Source organism: Acidovorax sp. FG27 (genome assembly GCF_040365715.1).
Lineage (GTDB): Bacteria > Pseudomonadota > Gammaproteobacteria > Burkholderiales > Burkholderiaceae_C > Paracidovorax.
In genome coordinates, this window is sequence record NZ_BAABVY010000007.1 from 17,800 (window position 1) to 35,763 (window position 17,964).

Here is a 17,964-nt window from a genome sequence, read left to right on the forward strand (position 1 = left end):
CATGACGCACACCACTCCGTTCGCGCGCCCCGCCGCGCTGACCGCCGTGGCCCTGGCCGCGCTGCTGGCGGGCTGCAGCTTCATTCCCACCTACGAGCGGCCCGCCGCGCCGGTGCCGGCCACCTACGGCACGCCGGGCGCCGCCGCCGCCGCATCGCCCGGCGCGAACGTGAGCGAGGGCGCGAATGCGCGGGCAGCCGCCGACATCGACTGGAAGGAGTATTTCTCCGACCCCCGGCTGCAGGCGCTGATCGGCATCGCGCTCAACAACAACCGCGACCTGCGCGTGGCGGTGCTCAACATCGAGCAGGCGCGCGCGCAGTTCCAGATCCAGCGGGCCGGCCAGTTCCCCACCGTGAACGGCGTGGCCAACGCCACCCGGCAGCCCAGCGCCGCCACCGGCCAGTACGCCAACCAGTACCAGGTGGGCCTGGCCCTGTCGGCATGGGAGATCGACTTCTTCGGCCGCATCGCCGCGCTGAAGGAACAGGCGCTGGCGCAGTACCTGGCGACGCAGGAAGCGCGCAAGGCCGCGCAGATCAGCCTGGTCGCCTCGGTGGCGACGGCCTGGTTCAACCTGCAGGCCGACGAGGAGCTGCTCGATATCTCGCGCCGCACGCTCAGCACGCGGGACGAGTCGGTGCAGCTGACCCGGCTGCGGCTGGAAAACGGCGTGAGCTCCGAGTTGGACAACAGCCAGGCCATCAGCCTGGCCGAAGCCGCCCGCGCCACCTACGCGCAGCAGCGCCGCCAACGCCTGCAGGACGAGAACACGCTGGCCCTGCTGCTCGGCCAGCCGGTGCCGGCCGAGATCCTGTCCAGCCTCTCATCGGCGCGGCTGGCCAACGCCCAGCCCATGCCGCCGCTGCCGGCCGGCCTCCCGTCGGACCTGCTGGCGCGCCGGCCGGACATCCGCCAGGCCGAGCAGCAGCTGATCGCGGCCAATGCCAACATCGGCGCGGCCCGGGCGAACTTCTTCCCGCGCATCGCGCTCACCGCCAGCGTGGGCACGGTCAGCGACGAGCTGTCGGGCCTGTTCAAGGGCGGCAGCTGGGCGTTTTCGCTCGCCCCGCAACTGGCGCTGCCGCTCTTCGACGCAGGCCGCAACCAGGCCACGCTGGAATCGGCCCGCGCCGGCCGCGAGATCGCGGTGGCGCAGTACGAGCGCTCCATCCAGTCGGCCTTCCGCGAGGTGGCCGATGCGCTGGCCGGTGAAGCCACGCTGCAGGACCAGCTCAACGCCCAGCGCACCCAGGCGCAGGCCGACAGCAAGCGCTTCGAGCTGTCGGACCTGCGCTATCGCAACGGCGTGGCCAGCTACCTGGACCTGCTGGATGCGCAGCGTTCGCTGTTCGCGTCCGAGCAGAACCTGGTGCAGACGCGCCTGCTGCGCCTGCAAAATCAGGTCGCGCTGTACCGCGTGCTGGGCGGCGGATGGAGCGAAACGCCGCAAACGGCACCACGTTCTTGACGTAGCGCAAGGGGGCGCGGGGGGCCGTTTTCCCCAACGGCCGGCCCGCGGGGCGACTCCTATAATGAAAAAATTCACGATAGCGAGCCCCCAAGCCCCACAGAGGACGTCATGAGCGACACCCACGAAGAAGCGCATACCGGACCGATCAAGAACCCCAAGCAGCTGCTGGTGACGGTCCTTTTTTCTTTCGTGCTTCCGATCTTCGCCATCATCGGGCTGGTGATGTTCGTGACCTCCGGCAACAAGCCGGCCGAGGGCGGCGCCAATCCCGAGAAGGCGGTGGCCGAACGCATCCAGAAGGTCGGCATGGTGGAGGTGCGCGACGCCAACCGTCCGCTGCGCCCCGGCGAGGAAGTCTTCAAGGGCCAATGCGCCGCCTGCCACGCCACCGGCGCCGCCGGTGCGCCCAAGCTGGGCGATGCCGCCGCCTGGGCGCCGCGCATCCAGCAGGGCTTTGCAACGCTGGTGCAGTCGGCGCTCAAGGGCAAGGGCGCCATGGCACCGCAAGGTGGCGGCGAATTCGACGACACGGAGATCGCACGCGGCGTGGCCTATCTCGCCAACTCCGCCGGCGCGAAGTTCGCCGAGCCTGACCGGCCCGGCGCGGCGCCCGCAGCGGCTGGCGCCTCCGCTCCAGCAGCGCCCGCATCGGGCGGCTGAGACACCTGGCAACGGCGCCTGGCGTCGGCCAGCCGCCTTGTTCGACCCGGAGCCGGCTTGCAGCCGGCTTTTTTCTTACGCCGGCGGCGGTGCGCTCTCTGGAGTGCCCGACGCCTGCCGAGCGGGACTGCGCACGAACCCGTAGCGCCCAGGCAGGTCGGCCGACTGCACCGAATGCGGCTCCCACCGGCCCTGCTCGATGGCATCGGCCACCTGCGGCACGTCGAGCGTGTGCACCAGGCCCAGGCCCGCGCCGCAGGCCAGGTAGACATAGCCGTTTTCATCCACCAGACAGTAGCCGCCCTCGGTCAGGCGCGCGCCGTTCTGGGCCACCGGCACGCCATCCGCGCCGAAGCGCCAGACGAGCGGCGTCGCTTCCAACTCCACGTACACGCGCTGCGGGCCGTTCTGGAAGAACCAGCGGCCCTGGGCGTCGGCCTCGTAGTTGCGCTGGATGAATTCGATCAGCTTGTCGTGCTGCAGGCGCGAGCCCCGCGCCTGCGGGAACGGGCCCTGGGCCTGCGTGGCGTCGTCGCGCATGTACCAGTGGCCGCGCGCGTCCAGGCCCAGCCAGCCGTAGCAGTCGGGAACGTGGGGCCACTTGGCGATGGCCTGCCTGACGATGTCATCCATGGGGCGATTCTGCCTGGGCGGGGTGTGCCGCCGCGTAGGTGGCGGCGCCCTGCGCGGCCAGCCAGTCGGCCACCGCGCCCGGCATGGCCCGCACGTGCCCCGGGAAGGTCCCCGCCGGGAAGCCGACATGCCCGCCGCCCGCCGGCTGCCAGAGCGTGACGTGCCGGCCCACCTGCTGCGGCGTGGGCAGGCTGGCGGCCGGCACGAACGGGTCGTTCAGCGCGTTGAGCACCAGGGCCGGCACGCGGATGGCGGGCAGCAGGGGCTGGGCCGAGGCCCGCCGCCAGTAGTCGTCGGTGTCGCGAAAGCCGTGCAGCGGCGCCGTGAACACGTTGTCGAAGGCATGGAGGTCGCGCGCCGCCAGCAGCGCCTGGCGGTCGAAGAGGCCCGGGTGCTGCTGCAGCTTGGCCAGCGCCTTGGGCACCATGCTGCGCAGGAACATGCGGTTGTAGACCTGGCGGTTGAAGCCCCGGCCGATGGCCGCGCCGCCCGCGGCCAGGTCCAGGGGCGCGCTGACGGCGGCCACGGCATTCACCAGGTGGGCGGCATGACTCCCGGCCTCGGCGGCCCAGCGCAGGAGCGCGCTGCCCCCGAGCGAAACGCCCACGGCCCACACCGGTGCGCCGGCCGGCCCGCCGGCGTGGGCCAGCCGCCGCAGCAACCAGTCGATCTCTTCGTGGTCCCCCGAGTGGTAGGCGCGGGGGCCGAGGTTGAGTTCGCCGCTGCAGCCGCGAAAGTGCGGCACGGCGAAGCGCCAGCCCCGTTCGCGGGCCACGTCGGCAAAGGCCTCGGCATAGTGGCTGCGCGACGAGCCCTCCAGCCCGTGGAACAGCACCAGCAGGGGCGGTGGCACGGCGCGCCGCACGGCATCTGGCGCCAGGAAATCCACGTCCACGAAGTCGCCGTCGGGCGTGGTCCAGCGTTCGCGGCGGTAGACGGGGCGCGGCCCGACGGTGCGGCGGGCGAACAGGGCCGGCCAGATGGTTTGCGCGTTGCCGCCCGGCAGCCAGATGGGCGCTCTATATTTCATAGCACCATGCGCCGGGCGGACGGGCGCCAGCGGGCCAAAACACCATGAACCCTGGGCGGAATCAGTGCAGCCGGCCCGCAGGCGGGGCGGACTCGGGCGCGGCGGCCGCCTGCACCGTGCCGGGGCTGGCATGGTGGGCCACCAGCCGCCAGCCCTGGGCGGTCTTGTGATAGACGTTGGTGGCCTGCACCACCGCCTCGCGCGGGCCGTCGGGCAGCATCACCTCGACCCGCTCGACCACGCTGTGCACGGCGCTGGCCAGCGCCTGCACGCGGTGCACCTGGGTCGGCCGCGCGCGCAGCGTGCCGTGCTCGAACATGGCGGCGAAGGCCGAGCGGATCGCGCCCGGGCCCAGCAGCCGGGGGCCGCCGGGGTGCACGCAGACGATCTCGTCGTCGTCCGCCCAGCAGGCCATCAGGCGGTCGATGTCGCCGGCCTGCAGTGCGTCGTAGAAGGCGGATTCGGTGTCGTCGGGCGAGCCGCCGAGCGTGGCGGCGCGCAGGGAAGGTCGGGTCATGGACGGGCGCGGGTGGACTGTGGTGGTGCGCCATTGTCCGAGGCGCCGCCCGCGTTGTCACGGACAAAGGCGGCTGGCGCCAGCAGGCACAATGCGGCCTGCCCCAGCGGCCATTGGCAGTGTCGCCGGCTTCGCGGCGCCGGGGCGGCACCACCATGAAACGTCTTTTCGCCCTGCTTGCCACCGTGCTCGCCCTCTCGGGCTGCGGCTACAACGACTTCCAGCGCCTGGACGAACAATCCAAGGCGGCGTGGAGCGAGGTTCTCAACCAGTATCAGCGGCGCGCCGACCTGGTGCCCAACATCGTCGCCACCGTCAAGGGCGAGGCGGCCTTCGAGCAGGACACGCTGACCCGCGTGGTCGAGGCGCGCGCCAAGGCCACGTCGATCCAGGTGACGCCCGAGACGCTGAACAACCCCGAGGCGTTCAACAAGTTCCAGCAGGCGCAGGGCGAGCTGTCGGGCGCGCTGTCGCGGCTGATGGTGGTGGCCGAGCGCTACCCGCAGTTGCAGGCCAACCAGGCCTTCCGCGACCTGCGCGTGACGCTGGAAGGCACCGAGAACCGCATCACCGTGGCGCGCAACCGCTACATCCAGACGGTGCAGGAGTACAACGTGCTGGCACGCAGCTTTCCCACCAACCTGACGGCCAAGGTGTTCAGCTACGACCCCAAGCCCAGCTTCGCCGTGCAGAACGAGGCGCAGATCAGCACACCGCCCACGGTGGACTTCTCGCGCCCGGCGGCCTCGCGCCCCTGAGGCCCTCTGTTTTCAGGCCAAACATGCCGTTAGCGCCCGTGGTACAAGCGCTGCTAGCTATATTATTGATAGCGTCAGCCTGGCTCTTGCCGCCGCCGGCCGCCGCGCAGGCACTGCTGCCGGTGCCGCCGCTGTCGGCTCGGGTGATCGACCAGACCGGCACCCTGCCGGCCGCCGACCGCCAGGCGCTCGAGGCGCGCCTGGCCGGCATCGAGCAGCGGCACGGCTCGCAGGTGGTGGTGCTGATGGTGCCTACGACCCGCCCCGAAGACATCGCGGCCTATGCCAACCGCGTGGCCAACCAGTGGAAGATCGGCCGCCGCGACGTGGGTGATGGCGTGATCGTGCTGGTCGCCCAGCAGGACCGCAAGATGCGCATCGAGGTCGCCAAGGCGCTGGAGGGCGCCCTGCCCGACATCGCCGCCGCGCGCATCATAGACGGCGCCATGAAGCCGCGCTTCCAGCAGAACGACTTCGCGGGCGGGCTGACGGCGGCGGTCAACCAGATCGAGGCGCGCATCGCCGGGGAGGGCCTGCCGGTGCCCGGCGACACCACCACGCAGCGCTCCGGCCAGGGCCAGCCTGGCGACGGCTTCGACTGGACCGACCTGGCCGTGTTCCTGTTCTTCGGCGTGATGGTGGGCGGCCCGCTCGCCCGCCGCGTCTTCGGCAAGGGGCTGGGCGGGCTGCTGGTGGGCGGCGGCGCGGGCGGGCTGGCCTTGCTGGTCACCTCCAGCCTGCTCATCGCCGGTGGCGTGGCGGTGCTGGCGCTGCTCTACACCTGGCTCTTTGGCGGACGCACGGGCACCGTCTGGCATGGCGGTGGCGGCAGCGCGGCCGCCGGCGGCATGGGTGGCTGGGCGGGTGGTGGCGGCGGCTGGAGCGGAGGCTTCGGCTCGGGTGGCGGGGGTGGCGGATTCAGCTCCGGCGGCGGCGGCGACTTCGGGGGCGGCGGGGCCTCCGGCGACTGGTAGACACAGGCTCATGAAGACGACGACGATGACGACTACGACATCCGGCGGTGCACCGTCTCCGCCCGGCTCCGGCTCCCCTTCCACCGCCCCGTCGGGCGCGCGCCCTCCGCAGCCGCCCTCGCCGCGCGCGCCGTCGCTCTGGCAGCGCCTGGCACGCATGTGCCGCCATCGCTGGTCCGAAGGCGCCGTGCGCCGCGCTCTGCCGGGCGACGCGCTGCAGCGACTCACGCGCCGGGTCGCCGCCAGCGAGCAGCGCCACACCGGCCAGATCCGCATCTGCATCGAAGGCGGGCTGCCCTGGTCGTACCTGCTGCGCGGCGCCAGCGCCCGCGAACGGGCGGTGACCCAGTTCGGCAAGCTGCGCGTCTGGGACACGGAGCACAACAACGGCGTGCTGATCTACCTGCTGCACGCCGACCACGCCATCGAGATCGTCGCCGACCGCGCCCTGGCCCGCGTCATCTCGCCGCAAGCCTGGCGCGACTTGGTGGCCGACATGGGCGCCGCGTTCCGCGCGAACCGGCACGAAGAGGGACTGACGCAGGCGCTGGCGGAGGTATCGGCACTGCTGGTGGCGCACTTTCCGGCCACGGAAGCGGCGGCTGACGGGCCAGACCTGGTCATCGCCGAAAGCGCCGGCGATGGCTTGCCGGATGCCCCCGTGATGTCGCGCAGGCGAGGCCCCGCAGACTGAACGCAGATCGGAGCAGCACACTCAGTCTTCCGGCGGCACCTGGGTGTTCTCCGGGCACTCCCGCCAGAGCAGCCACCTCGCCTGCGCGGCAGAGGTGTGGACATCCGAGGTCAGGCCAGTGTCCGCGCAGCAGTCGACCCACGGTGAACGGGAAAAGCTTTTGCCCATGAAAAAAGCCGCCCGGACGGGGCGGCTTCGTGGTGCTTTGCGGCCTGGCAGACCGCCAGGCTCTTTACCGAGGCTTGCGGCGGCGCATGCAGCCCGGAGGCTCAGCGCTTCTGGCGGAACCGGCGCAGCGCGGCGATCTGGGCGGCCATGACGGCCAGCTCGGACTGGGCCTTGGCCAGGTCGAGGTCGCTCTTGGCGTTCTTGAGCGCTTCCTCGGCGGCGGCCTTGGCGGCGCTGGCCTTCTCGTCGTCCAGGTCCTTGCCGCGGATGGCGGTGTCGGACAGCACGGTCACGCGGTCGGGTTGCACTTCCAGGATGCCGCCGGCGACGAAGACGAATTCTTCATTGCCGTCGGCCAGCTCGATGCGCACGGAACCGGGCTTGATGCGCGTGATCAGGGGCGTGTGCTTGGGCAGGATGCCCAGTTCACCCGCTTCACCCGGCAGCGCCACGAAGCGTGCCTCGCCCGAGAAGATGGACTCCTCGGCGCTGACGACGTCGACGTGAAAGGTGTTGGCCATGGTCGTTCCTTCAATGTTCAAAAAGTGGGGGCAAGCAGTCGTGGCAGCGCCGGCGCTTCAGGCACGCGGCGCGGTGAAAGGCCCGAAGCCGTTCACGCGCCGAACACGCCGGGCGGGGCCGCCCCGGCGGGCTTACGCAGCCAGCTTCTTGGCCTTTTCGAAGGCTTCGTCGATGGTGCCGACCATGTAGAACGCCTGCTCGGGCAGGTGGTCGCACTCGCCAGCCACGATCATCTTGAAACCACGGATGGTTTCGGCCAGGGGCACGTACTTGCCGGGCGAGCCGGTGAACACTTCGGCCACGTGGAACGGCTGCGACAGGAAACGCTGGATCTTCCGGGCGCGGGCCACGGCCAGCTTGTCTTCGGGAGCCAGTTCGTCCATCCCCAGGATGGCGATGATGTCGCGCAGTTCCTTGTAGCGCTGCAGCGTGCCCTGCACGCCGCGGGCGACCGCGTAGTGCTCTTCGCCCACGACTTGCGGGTCGAGCTGGCGGCTGGTGGAGTCCAGCGGGTCCACGGCGGGGTAGATACCCAGCGAGGCGATGTCGCGCGACAGCACCACGGTGGAGTCCAAGTGGGCGAAGGTCGTGGCAGGCGATGGGTCGGTCAAGTCATCGGCAGGCACGTACACGGCCTGGATGGAGGTGATCGAACCGACCTTGGTGGAGGTGATGCGCTCTTGCAGGCGGCCCATTTCCTCGGCCAGCGTGGGCTGGTAGCCCACGGCGGAAGGCATGCGGCCCAGCAGCGCGGACACTTCGGTGCCGGCCAGCGTGTAGCGGTAGATGTTGTCCACGAAGAACAGCACGTCGCGGCCTTCGTCGCGGAACGACTCGGCGATGGTCAGGCCGGTCAGGGCCACGCGCAGACGGTTGCCCGGGGGCTCGTTCATCTGGCCGTAGACCATGGCGACCTTCGACTCTTCGAGCTTCTCGAGGTTCACGACGCCGGAATCGGCCATTTCGTGATAGAAGTCGTTGCCTTCGCGGGTCCGCTCGCCCACACCAGCGAACACCGACAGACCGCTGTGGGCCTTGGCGATGTTGTTGATGAGTTCCATCATGTTCACGGTCTTGCCCACGCCGGCGCCGCCGAACAGGCCCACCTTGCCGCCCTTGGCGAACGGGCACACCAGGTCGATCACCTTGATGCCGGTTTCCAGCAGCTCTTGCGATGGCGACAGTTCGTCGTACGCAGGAGCCTTGCGGTGGATGGAAGCCGTCAGGGCCTGGTCGACCGGACCGCGCTCGTCGATGGGCGCGCCCAGCACGTCCATGATGCGGCCCAGGGTGGCCTTGCCAACGGGCACGCTGATGGGGTTGCCGGTGTTGGACACCACGATGCCGCGGCGCAGGCCGTCGGACGAACCCAGGGCGATGGTACGCACCACGCCGTCGCCCAGCTGCTGCTGGACTTCCAGCGTCAGCGTGGAGCCTTCGAGCTTCAAGGCGTCGTAGACCTTGGGCATCTGGTCACGCGGAAACTCCACGTCCACCACGGCGCCGATACATTGAACAATCTTGCCCTGAACACCAGTGTTCATTTGGGAATTCTCTTGAGCCATTTTTCTCGCTCCAAATAGGTTTGTCTGTCGAGCTGCTTACACAGCGGCGGCACCGGACACGATCTCGGACAGTTCCTTCGTGATCGCCGCCTGACGCGTCTTGTTGTAGACCAGCTTCAACTCGCCGATGACGCTGCCGGCGTTGTCGGTGGCGGCCTTCATGGCCACCATCCGCGCCGACTGCTCGGACGCCATGTTTTCAGCCACGGCCTGATAGATCAGCGATTCGACATAGCGAACCAGCAGCTCGTCGATGACGCTCTGCGCATCGGGCTCGTAGATGTAATCCCAGCCGTGTTCGGTGGACTCGGCCTGCATCTGCGCGGAGGACAGGGGGAGCAGGCGCTCCACCACCGATTCCTGCTTCATGGTGTTGATGAACTTGGTGTAGCTGAGGTACACCGCATTGATCTTGCCTTCGGCATAAGCGTCGAGCAGCACCTTCACGGGGCCGATGAGCTTGTCGAGATGCGGCGTGTCGCCCAGGCCGGTGACGTGCGAAACCACCTTGGCGCCGACGCGGTTCAGAAAGCCCAGGCCCTTGTTGCCAATGGCCACGGCTTCGGTGGACACGCCAGCGGACTGCAGGTCGCGCAACTGGGTCGTCACGGCACGCAACACGTTGGTGTTCATGCCGCCGCACAGGCCCTTGTCGGTCGTCACCACGATCATGCCGGCCACCTTGGCTTCCGTGTTTTCCTTCATGAAAGGATGCACGTACTCAGGGTTGGCCTTACCGAGGTTGGCCGCGATGTTGCGGATCTTGTCGCTGTAGGGACGGGCAGCCCGCATCCGGTCCTGCGCCTTGCGCATCTTGGATGCGGCCACCATTTCCATGGCCTTGGTGATCTTCTTGGTGTTCTCCACCGATTTGATCTTGCCGCGTATTTCCTTGCCTGCTGCCATGAGGTTTCCTCGTTCGGTTTAGGCGAACGACTTCTTGAACGCGGTGATCGCAGCCGTCAGCTCGGCTTCTGCGTCCTTGTCCATGGCCTTGGCCTGCTCCAGCTTGGCGAGCAAAGCGCCGTGGCTGGTCTTCAGGAACTGGTGCAGGCCGTGTTCGAAGTCGAGCACCTTCTTCACTTCGATGTCGTCCATGAAGCCCTTGTTCACCGCGAACAGCGTGGCACCCATCAGCGAGATGGGCAGCGGGCTGTACTGGGCCTGCTTCAGCAGTTCGGTCACGCGGGCACCGCGGTCCAGCTGCTTGCGGGTGGCTTCGTCCAGGTCGGAGGCGAACTGCGCGAACGCAGCCAGCTCACGGTACTGGGCCAGGTCGGTACGGATACCGCCGGACAGGCTCTTGATGATCTTGGTCTGGGCTGCACCGCCGACGCGCGACACCGAGATACCGGCGTTGATGGCGGGGCGGATACCGGCGTTGAACAGGCTGGTTTCCAGGAAGATCTGGCCGTCCGTGATCGAGATCACGTTCGTCGGCACGAAGGCGGACACGTCGCCGGCTTGCGTTTCGATGATCGGCAGCGCCGTCAGCGAACCCGTCTTGCCCTTGACTTCACCCTTGGTGAAGGCTTCGACGTAGTCGGCGTTCACGCGGGCCGCACGCTCCAGCAGACGGCTGTGGAGATAGAACACGTCGCCAGGATAGGCTTCGCGGCCTGGGGGGCGGCGCAGCAGCAGCGAGACCTGGCGGTAGGCCACGGCCTGCTTGGACAGGTCGTCATAGACGATCAGCGCGTCTTCGCCGCGGTCACGGAAGTATTCGCCCATCGTACAGCCGGAGTAGGCCGACACGTACTGCATGGCAGCCGATTCGGAGGCCGATGCGGCCACCACGATGGTGTATTCCATGGCGCCGGCTTGCTCGAGGGCGCGCACGACGTTCTTGATGGACGATGCCTTCTGGCCGATGGCGACGTAGATACACGTCACGCCCTGGCCCTTCTGGGCAATGATGGCGTCGATGGCGACGGCCGTCTTGCCGGTCTGGCGGTCACCGATGATCAGCTCGCGCTGGCCACGGCCCACGGGCACCATCGAGTCGATGGACTTCAGGCCGGTCTGCAGCGGCTGGTCCACGGACTTCCGTGCGATCACGCCGGGAGCGACCTTCTCGATCACGTCCGTCAGCTTGGCGTTGATGGGGCCCTTGCCGTCGATCGGCTGACCCAGCGCGTTGACCACGCGGCCTACCAGCTCGGGGCCCACGGGCACTTCCAGAATACGGCCCGTGCACTTGACGGTGTCGCCTTCGGAGATGTGCTCGTACTCGCCCAGAATCACGGCGCCGACGGAGTCGCGCTCGAGGTTCAGCGCCAGGCCGTAGGAGGGCTGGCCGTCCTGCGTGGCAGGGAACTCGAGCATTTCGCCCTGCATCACGTCCGACAGGCCATGCACGCGCACGATACCGTCCGACACCGACACCACGGTGCCCTGGTTGCGGATGTCGCTGCTCGCTGCCAGACCTTCGATGCGGCTCTTGATCAGTTCAGAAATTTCTGCGGGATTGAGTTGCATGACTCTTTCCTTCTTTCTTTGGTTAGCCCAGACCTCAAGCCGCTTACGCAGTGAGGGCCGCTTTCATTTGTTCCAGACGGGCTTTGACCGAGGTGTCCAGCACCTCGTCACCCACCACTACGCGAATGCCGCCGATCAGGGATTCGTCCACCTGGACCGACGAGACACTCAGCTTGCGGCCGAAGCGCTTTTCCAGCGCTGCATCCAGGCCCGCCAGCGCGGCGGCGTCCAGCGGGAAGGCGCTGTACACCACGGCATCGGAGGAACCGTTGCGCTGATTGACCAGCGCGCGAAACTGCGCCGCCACTTCAGGCAGTGCGTCCACCCGGCCGTTGTCGATGATCACGCGCAGGAAGTTGCGCGCCGCATCGGGCAGCGGGTTGCGCACCACCCCCGCGATCACGTCGAACACCTGGTCCGACGTCACCTTGGGATTGTCCGCGAGCTGGCGCAGCTGCGGGTTGGCGGCGATCGCCGCCATCTCTTCCACCCAGGCGACGGTGCCGCTCAGGTCAGTGCCCGGCGCGGCGGTGCTGGCCTTGAAGAGCGCTTCCGCGTAGGGGCGGGCAATGGTGGCGAGTTCTGCCATGGTTGCGCGCTCCTTACAGCTCGGTCTTCAGGCGGTTCAGCAGATCCGCGTGGACGCCGGCATTGACTTCCTTGCGGAGGATCTGCTCGGCACCCTTCACCGCCAGGGCCGCGACCTGCTCACGCAGGGCCTCGCGGGCCTGGATGGTTTGCTGCTCGGCATCGGCACGGGCGGCGGCAACGATCTTATTGCCCTCTTCCGTGGCGCGCGCCTTGGCTTCTTCGATGATGGCCTGAGCGCGGCGGTCGGCGTCCGCGATCCGCGATGCCGTCTCGTTGCGCGTCTGGGCCAGTTCCTTTTCCACGCGCTGGTTCACAGCGGTGAGCTCGGACTTGGCGCGGTCGGCGGCAGCGAGGCCATCGGCGATTTTCTGGGCTCGCTCATCCAGCGCCTTCGCGATCGGGGGCCACACGAACTTCATCGTGAACAGCACCAGGATCAGAAAGACGATGGCCTGAACGAACAGGGTCGCGTTGATACTCACGGCAACACCTTTCTATTTGGGCGTTGAACGGAGCTTAGGCCAGGACGAAGGGGTTGGCGAAAGCGAACAGCAGGGCGATGGCAACGCCGATCAGGAAGGCGGCGTCGATCAGACCGGCCAAGATGAACATCTTGGTTTGCAGTTCGTTGATCAGTTCAGGCTGGCGAGCCGAAGCTTCGAGGTACTTGCCACCCATCAGAGCGATACCGATCGAAGCGCCGATAGCGCCCAGACCCACGATCAGACCACAAGCCAGAGCGACGAGACCGAGAATGTTTTCCATGATGACTCCTAGGATGAAAAGAAAGAAAAGTTAAAGGAAAGAGAAAGAGACAAACGACTCAGTGAGCGTCATGCGCCTGGCCGAGATAGATCAGCGCAAGCATCATGAAGATGAAGGCCTGCAGGGTGATCACCAGAATGTGGAAGATCGCCCAGATAGAGCCCGCAATGATGTGCCCCACGGGGAGCAACACACCGGAAAGCGACATGGCTGCCGCGCCGCCCATCAGGGCGATCAGCATGAACACCAACTCACCAGCGTACATGTTGCCGAACAGCCGCATACCGTGCGACACCGTCTTGGCAACGTATTCAATGATCTGCATGAGCAGATTGACCACGCCCAGGACCAGGGCGAAGACAGGATTCTTGCTGGTGCCGAAGGGCGCAGTGACCAGTTCGTGCGCCCAGCCGCCCAGGCCCTTGATCTTCACGCTGTAGTACAGGCAAAGGACCAGCACGGCGAAGGACAGGCCCAGCGTGGTGGACAGGTCGGCCGTCGGCACGACGCGCAGGTACGCATGGTGCGGATCGTGGCCGGCGGCGCCGTAGATCTGCGCCCAGATGGCCGGCAGCAGGTCGACCGGCAGCATGTCCATGGCGTTCATCAGGAAAATCCAGACGAACACCGTCAGCGCCATGGGGGCGATGAACTTGCGGCTTTCGGCATTGTGGATGTTGGCCTTGGCCTGGTTGTCGACCATCTCGACCAGGATTTCCACCGCGGCCTGGAAACGGCCCGGCACGCCGGAGGTGGCCTTGCGGGCGCACATCCAGAACGTGAACAGGGCGATCGCACCGAGAACCAAACCCACGATCACGGAGTCGTAGTTCACCACGGAGAAATCGACGATGGACTTCTGCTTGATGTTCTGGAGATGCTGCAAGTGGTGAACGATGTATTCACTGGCAGTCGGGGCGTGCGCTTCTGCGGCCATCGGACAACTCTTCTCTCAAATATCAACCGGTTTGCGAACACCGGGCCGCGCCATGAGCGCGATCCAGTACGTTTTCATCGTCACCACCATGCCGACCAGCAGCGCCAGCCAGCTCAGGTCCGGCACCAGCCGGGACGCCGCCGCCAGCATGGCGACGGTCACTGCAATCTTGACCAACTCCCAACCCATCAACCCCCCCAGCGCCGCACCGGCAGAAGCCCGCCGACGTGCCATACCCCGAGCGAACAGGGCAGCGGGAACAACGACGGCCAGCGCACCATAGGCGGCGGACCAGGCGACATGGGACTTGCCGGACACCAGCCAGGCCAGCAAGGCTATGGCGATACCGACCAGCGCCTGACATCCAACGATCCGCCAGACAGAAATCGGCGGATTGCGTTGCCGCCACTGCTGCGCTTCCTGCGCAGTCAGGGGCTTGAAGTCGGCGCCCTCAGCCTCAGTTTCCGTCACGGGAGCGTCTGTTTTCGTCATGGAATGCCGCTCGCCTTGGGAGACCGAAACTTTCACAAAGCCCCTGATTATAAGTAAAAACCCATGCGAATCCGCAATGCCCTGTGACATGCAGGCGGTGCGGCGCCCTGATACGGGGCATCTTCGCGCCACCCAGCGCCGCCGATGCACTTGCGTGGTGCCTCTTTTCTCAGGGTGGCCGCGGGCAGTTCGCTCGGTCACACGGCGGCAGGTCCGGCGCCTCGGCGCTCCACAGCCTGGCAGCGCACTGTGACAGCTTCACGGCTCGAGAACCCTCAGACTCCGCAGGCAATGTCGCACAATCCCAACGCCGGGACACTTGTTCTTCCTTCCTCCGCAGCAGCCCTCTTCCGTTTTTGCCATGACACAGCCCCCTGCCTCCACGCCCTCCGATGCCGCCTCTGCCGGCGACGCACGCAAGGACTCGTTGATCGACTACCCGTCGGCCTTCCCCATCAAGGTGATGGGGCAGAAGGTGGACGGCTTCGTGGGCGCCATCACGGAGCTGGCGCGGCGCTTCGACCCCGGCTTCGATGCCTCCACCATCGAACTGCGCGACAGCCGGGCCGGCAACTACCTGGGCGTGACGATCACCGTCACCGCGACCAGCCGCGAGCAACTCGACGACCTGTACCGCGCACTCTCCTCGCACCCGCTGGTCAAGGTCGTCCTCTGACGGTGGCCGCAGCATGCAGGCGGCCATGATGCAGCCGCGCCACCTCGGCCGCGCCGATTACGCCGAGACCGTGGAGGCCATGCAGCGCTTCACGCAGGAGCGCGGCGACGGCACGCCCGACGAACTCTGGGTTTGCGAGCACCCACCCCTCTACACGCAGGGCGTGGCGGGCCAGGCCAGCCATTTGCTCGCCACCGCCGACATTCCCGTTTTCGCCAGCAACCGGGGCGGCCAGGTGACCTACCACGGCCCGGGCCAGGTGGTGGCCTACCCGCTGGTCGATCTGCGCCGCGCCGGTTATTTCGTCAAGGAGTACGTCTACCGCATCGAAGAGGCGGTGATCCGGACGCTGGGTCACTTCGGCGTGACGGGCCACCGCGTGGCCGGCGCGCCAGGCATCTACGTGCGGCTGGACGACCCCGGCAGCCATGCCGTGCTGCCGCAACGGCCGCAGCACGCGGGCGCTGCAGGCCCCGCACCAGCACCCGACTTCAACGGCCTGGGAAAGATCGCGGCGCTGGGCATCAAGGTGAGCCGGCACTGCACCTACCACGGCGTGGCATTGAACGTGGACATGGACCTGGAGCCCTACTCGCGGATCAACCCTTGCGGCTACGCGGGGCTCGCCACGGTGGACCTTTCTACAATCGGGGTCCACACCACCTGGGACGAAGCCGCCGCCGTGCTGGCGGGGCAACTCGCCACGCGCCTCGCTCCCTGACCTGCAAGACCCGCCATGAGCACTCCCGAAGTCGTCCGCGAAGCGCAATCCTCCGCCACCTACAACCCGCTGGCCAAGCAGAAGGCCGCGGCCAAGCTGTCGCGCATTCCGATCAAGGTCGAGCAGGGCGAGGTGCTGAAAAAGCCTGAGTGGATCCGCGTCAAGGCCGGCTCGCCCACCACGCGCTTCTACGAGATCAAGGAGATCCTGCGCGAGCACAAGCTGCACACCGTGTGCGAAGAGGCGTCGTGCCCCAACATCGGCGAATGCTTCGGCAAGGGCACGGCCACGTTCATGATCATGGGCGACAAGTGCACGCGCCGCTGCCCGTTCTGCGACGTGGGCCACGGCCGGCCCGACCCGCTCGACAAGGACGAGCCGCTGAACCTGGCGCGCACGATTGCCGCGCTGCGGCTGAAATACGTGGTGATCACCAGCGTGGACCGCGACGACCTGCGCGATGGCGGCAGCGGGCATTTCGTGGAGTGCATCCAGAACATCCGCGCGCTTTCGCCCACCACGCAGATCGAGATCTTGGTGCCCGACTTCCGCGGCCGCGACGACCGCGCGCTGGAGATCCTCAAGGCCGCGCCGCCCGACGTGATGAACCACAACCTGGAAACCGCGCCGCGCCTCTACAAGGAAGCGCGCCCGGGCTCCGACTACCAGTTCAGCCTGAACCTGCTCAAGAAGTTCAAGGCACTGCACCCCGGCGTGCCGACCAAGAGTGGCATCATGGTGGGCCTGGGCGAGACGGACGAAGAAATCCTGGAGGTGATGCGCGACATGCGCGCGCACGACATCGACATGCTGACCATCGGCCAGTACCTCGCCCCCTCCAACAGCCACCTGCCCGTGCGCCGCTACGTGCACCCGGACACCTTCAAGATGTACGAGGAAGAAGCCTACAAGATGGGCTTCACGCACGCGGCCGTGGGCGCGATGGTGCGCTCGAGCTACCACGCGGACCAGCAGGCCCACGCAGCCGGCGTGGTCGCGGCCTGAGCGGCGCAGCACTGCGCGACGCAGCCACGGGTGGGCGCCACGCCAGCCCGCCCGTCCCTCCAGCCATCGTTGCTGCCTTGACCCGGTGACGCCGTCGCTGGCGCGGGCGGCCTCCGTGTCGACGGCCTGCCTTCAGGCACATGCCGCCAGAGGCGACGGCTCCACGCCTTCCGCGACGCACACCCGGTTGCGGCCGCCCCGCTTGGCTGCATAAAGCGCCTCGTCGGCCAGCCCATAGGCGTGGTCGAAGTCGCCGCCCGCCTCGACGGCGCAGAGGCCGAAGCTCGCGGTCACGGTGCTGGCATCGGGCAGTCCGAACGGGTGGGCCTCGATGGCGCGACGCAGGGCATCGGCCACCGGCAACGCGTCCGCCAGTCGCTGGCCTGGCAGCACCACGGTGAATTCCTCGCCCCCCACGCGGCCCACCTGCGCGCAGGCGGGCACCACGGCTGTCAGGCAGTCCACCACCCCCAGGATGACCCGGTCGCCCACCGGATGCCCGAAGCTGTCGTTGACGCGCTTGAAGAAGTCGATGTCCAGAACGATCAGCGCCAGAGCGCCGCTGCGCAGCCGGCGGTTCACCTGCTCGATGATGGCCGCCCGGTTGAGCACGCCGGTCAGTGGATCGTGGTTCGCGCGGAATTCCAGCTGCGCGGCCAGGTCCTGCAAGCGCATGTTCAGCTGGTTCATCTCCAGCTCGGCGCGGTCGCTGCGCCGCACCAGCCGGCGGGTTTCGCGCAGCAGGCGTTCATAGGCCGACAGCAGATCGCCCAGGGCCTGGTGGCAGGGCGCGTGACCGTTGTCGCCGTGGGCACGGTGCACCTCGCGCGCCGCTTGCAGCGCCTGGTGTTCGGCATCGAACAGGTCGGGCGGCGCGGCCGCCGGCACGGGCTGCGGCATCAGCCGGCACTCACGGGATGGGTCGTGAAATGCAGGGCCGGGAAGTCTTCGCTGAGCTCCTGGCCGAATTCGAGGATGGTGTCGTCCTCTTCGTCGTGGTACCAGCGCACGGCCACCTCGTTGCCTTGCGCGGCCGCATCGCTCAGCGCCTCGATGAGGTTGAAGAGCATCTTGGTGCTGGAGCTGTTGAAGTAGGCCAGCGCGATGCTCACCTCGATCCGGCGCCCCGACTGCGCGGCCAGATAGATCTTGAGCTGCGAGAGGATGCCGCCGTAGAACGCGGCGGCATTCTCGGGATACGACTCGCCGCGCAGGCTGAGCGCATGGGTGTCGAACTGAAAGTCCACCTCGGGCGAACTGGGGGTGGGGGCGATGTAGAGATTGTCCATCTGTGTTCTCGATTC

At 67.6% G+C, this 17,964-nt stretch carries 22 protein-coding genes; 8 read left to right on the forward strand and 14 right to left on the reverse strand.

Annotated features, from left to right (window positions below; translation table 11 throughout):
- Nucleotide 1: 1 nt before the first annotated feature.
- Entirely contained in the window at nt 2–1,471 is a 1,470-nt protein-coding gene (locus tag ABWV53_RS04380; protein ID WP_353363342.1) for an efflux transporter outer membrane subunit, read from the forward strand.
- Nucleotides 1,472–1,582: 111 nt separating this feature from the next.
- Nucleotides 1,583–2,134, forward strand: coding sequence for a c-type cytochrome (locus tag ABWV53_RS04385; protein ID WP_353363344.1), 552 nt, complete (start codon nt 1,583–1,585; stop codon nt 2,132–2,134).
- A 75-nt stretch (nt 2,135–2,209) separates the two neighbouring features.
- Here ABWV53_RS04385 and ABWV53_RS04390 read toward each other — a convergent pair whose 3' ends face one another.
- The 3 genes from ABWV53_RS04390 to ABWV53_RS04400 form a co-directional block, all read right to left on the reverse strand.
- Nucleotides 2,210–2,767, reverse strand: a complete 558-nt coding sequence (locus ABWV53_RS04390; protein ID WP_353363346.1) for a DUF2946 family protein — start codon at nt 2,765–2,767, stop codon at nt 2,210–2,212.
- A complete protein-coding gene (locus ABWV53_RS04395) occupies nt 2,760–3,797 on the reverse strand; it encodes a YheT family hydrolase (protein ID WP_353363348.1) in 1,038 nt (345 codons plus the stop codon). The genes ABWV53_RS04390 and ABWV53_RS04395 overlap by 8 nt, the downstream gene beginning before the upstream one ends.
- Nucleotides 3,798–3,858: 61 nt before the next feature.
- Nucleotides 3,859–4,314, reverse strand: coding sequence for a YybH family protein (locus ABWV53_RS04400; protein WP_353363350.1), 456 nt, complete (start codon nt 4,312–4,314; stop codon nt 3,859–3,861).
- Between the two features lie 155 nt (nt 4,315–4,469).
- On the opposite strand from ABWV53_RS04400, the gene ABWV53_RS04405 reads away from it, so the two are divergent.
- The 3 genes from ABWV53_RS04405 to ABWV53_RS04415 all read left to right on the forward strand — a co-directional run bounded on the left by ABWV53_RS04405 (nt 4,470) and on the right by ABWV53_RS04415 (nt 6,740).
- Nucleotides 4,470–5,072, forward strand: coding sequence for a LemA family protein (locus tag ABWV53_RS04405; RefSeq protein WP_353363352.1), 603 nt, complete (start codon nt 4,470–4,472; stop codon nt 5,070–5,072).
- Between the two features lie 23 nt (nt 5,073–5,095).
- A complete protein-coding gene (locus tag ABWV53_RS04410) occupies nt 5,096–6,046 on the forward strand; it encodes a TPM domain-containing protein (RefSeq protein WP_353363354.1) in 951 nt (316 codons plus the stop codon).
- 157 nt (nt 6,047–6,203) lie between these two features.
- Complete coding sequence (locus tag ABWV53_RS04415) at nt 6,204–6,740, forward strand: TPM domain-containing protein (protein WP_353363611.1); 537 nt, start codon at nt 6,204–6,206, stop codon at nt 6,738–6,740.
- A gap of 269 nt (nt 6,741–7,009) precedes the next feature.
- On the opposite strand, the gene ABWV53_RS04420 is transcribed toward ABWV53_RS04415, so the two are convergent.
- The 9 genes from ABWV53_RS04420 to ABWV53_RS04460 form a co-directional block, all read right to left on the reverse strand.
- On the reverse strand, nt 7,010–7,429 hold the full coding sequence (locus ABWV53_RS04420) for a F0F1 ATP synthase subunit epsilon (RefSeq protein ID WP_056662531.1): 420 nt from the start codon (nt 7,427–7,429) through the stop codon (nt 7,010–7,012).
- Between the two features lie 132 nt (nt 7,430–7,561).
- Nucleotides 7,562–8,995, reverse strand: coding sequence for a F0F1 ATP synthase subunit beta (gene atpD, locus ABWV53_RS04425; RefSeq protein WP_353363356.1), 1,434 nt, complete (start codon nt 8,993–8,995; stop codon nt 7,562–7,564).
- Nucleotides 8,996–9,031: 36 nt separating this feature from the next.
- A complete protein-coding gene (atpG, locus tag ABWV53_RS04430) occupies nt 9,032–9,901 on the reverse strand; it encodes a F0F1 ATP synthase subunit gamma (protein ID WP_353363358.1) in 870 nt (289 codons plus the stop codon).
- Nucleotides 9,902–9,919: 18 nt separating this feature from the next.
- On the reverse strand, nt 9,920–11,473 hold the full coding sequence (gene atpA / locus ABWV53_RS04435) for a F0F1 ATP synthase subunit alpha (protein ID WP_056662523.1): 1,554 nt from the start codon (nt 11,471–11,473) through the stop codon (nt 9,920–9,922).
- Between the two features lie 43 nt (nt 11,474–11,516).
- Nucleotides 11,517–12,062 (reverse strand): F0F1 ATP synthase subunit delta, encoded by a 546-nt coding sequence (locus ABWV53_RS04440; RefSeq protein ID WP_353363361.1) that lies wholly within the window; start codon nt 12,060–12,062, stop codon nt 11,517–11,519.
- A gap of 13 nt (nt 12,063–12,075) precedes the next feature.
- Nucleotides 12,076–12,546 (reverse strand): F0F1 ATP synthase subunit B, encoded by a 471-nt coding sequence (locus ABWV53_RS04445; RefSeq protein WP_056662516.1) that lies wholly within the window; start codon nt 12,544–12,546, stop codon nt 12,076–12,078.
- 34 nt (nt 12,547–12,580) lie between these two features.
- Complete coding sequence (gene atpE / locus ABWV53_RS04450; protein ID WP_011793551.1) at nt 12,581–12,829, reverse strand: F0F1 ATP synthase subunit C; 249 nt, start codon at nt 12,827–12,829, stop codon at nt 12,581–12,583.
- Nucleotides 12,830–12,887: 58 nt separating this feature from the next.
- The gene (gene atpB / locus ABWV53_RS04455) at nt 12,888–13,766 is read right to left on the reverse strand and encodes a F0F1 ATP synthase subunit A (protein WP_353363364.1); all 879 of its coding nucleotides are present in this window, start codon (nt 13,764–13,766) and stop codon (nt 12,888–12,890) included.
- Nucleotides 13,767–13,781: 15 nt separating this feature from the next.
- Nucleotides 13,782–14,258 carry an ATP synthase subunit I gene (locus tag ABWV53_RS04460; RefSeq protein WP_353363366.1) on the reverse strand — a complete coding sequence of 159 codons (477 nt, stop codon included), beginning with the start codon at nt 14,256–14,258 and terminating at the stop codon, nt 13,782–13,784.
- Between the two features lie 361 nt (nt 14,259–14,619).
- Between ABWV53_RS04460 and ABWV53_RS04465 the strand changes: the two genes are divergently transcribed.
- The 3 genes from ABWV53_RS04465 to lipA are packed head-to-tail and all read left to right on the forward strand — an operon-like array spanning nt 14,620 to nt 16,660.
- Nucleotides 14,620–14,934: a YbeD family protein gene (locus ABWV53_RS04465; RefSeq protein WP_353363368.1), complete on the forward strand. Its 315-nt coding sequence runs from the start codon at nt 14,620–14,622 to the stop codon at nt 14,932–14,934.
- Between the two features lie 28 nt (nt 14,935–14,962).
- Complete coding sequence (gene lipB / locus ABWV53_RS04470) at nt 14,963–15,655, forward strand: lipoyl(octanoyl) transferase LipB (protein ID WP_353363613.1); 693 nt, start codon at nt 14,963–14,965, stop codon at nt 15,653–15,655.
- Between the two features lie 15 nt (nt 15,656–15,670).
- Entirely contained in the window at nt 15,671–16,660 is a 990-nt protein-coding gene (gene lipA, locus ABWV53_RS04475) for a lipoyl synthase (RefSeq protein ID WP_353363370.1), read from the forward strand.
- 132 nt (nt 16,661–16,792) lie between these two features.
- Here lipA and ABWV53_RS04480 read toward each other — a convergent pair whose 3' ends face one another.
- Nucleotides 16,793–17,560, reverse strand: a complete 768-nt coding sequence (locus tag ABWV53_RS04480; protein ID WP_353363372.1) for a GGDEF domain-containing protein — start codon at nt 17,558–17,560, stop codon at nt 16,793–16,795.
- Nucleotides 17,560–17,949: a DUF1987 domain-containing protein gene (locus tag ABWV53_RS04485; protein WP_353363374.1), complete on the reverse strand. Its 390-nt coding sequence runs from the start codon at nt 17,947–17,949 to the stop codon at nt 17,560–17,562. Before ABWV53_RS04485 ends, ABWV53_RS04480 begins: the two co-directional genes overlap by 1 nt.
- Nucleotides 17,950–17,964 lie beyond the last annotated feature (15 nt).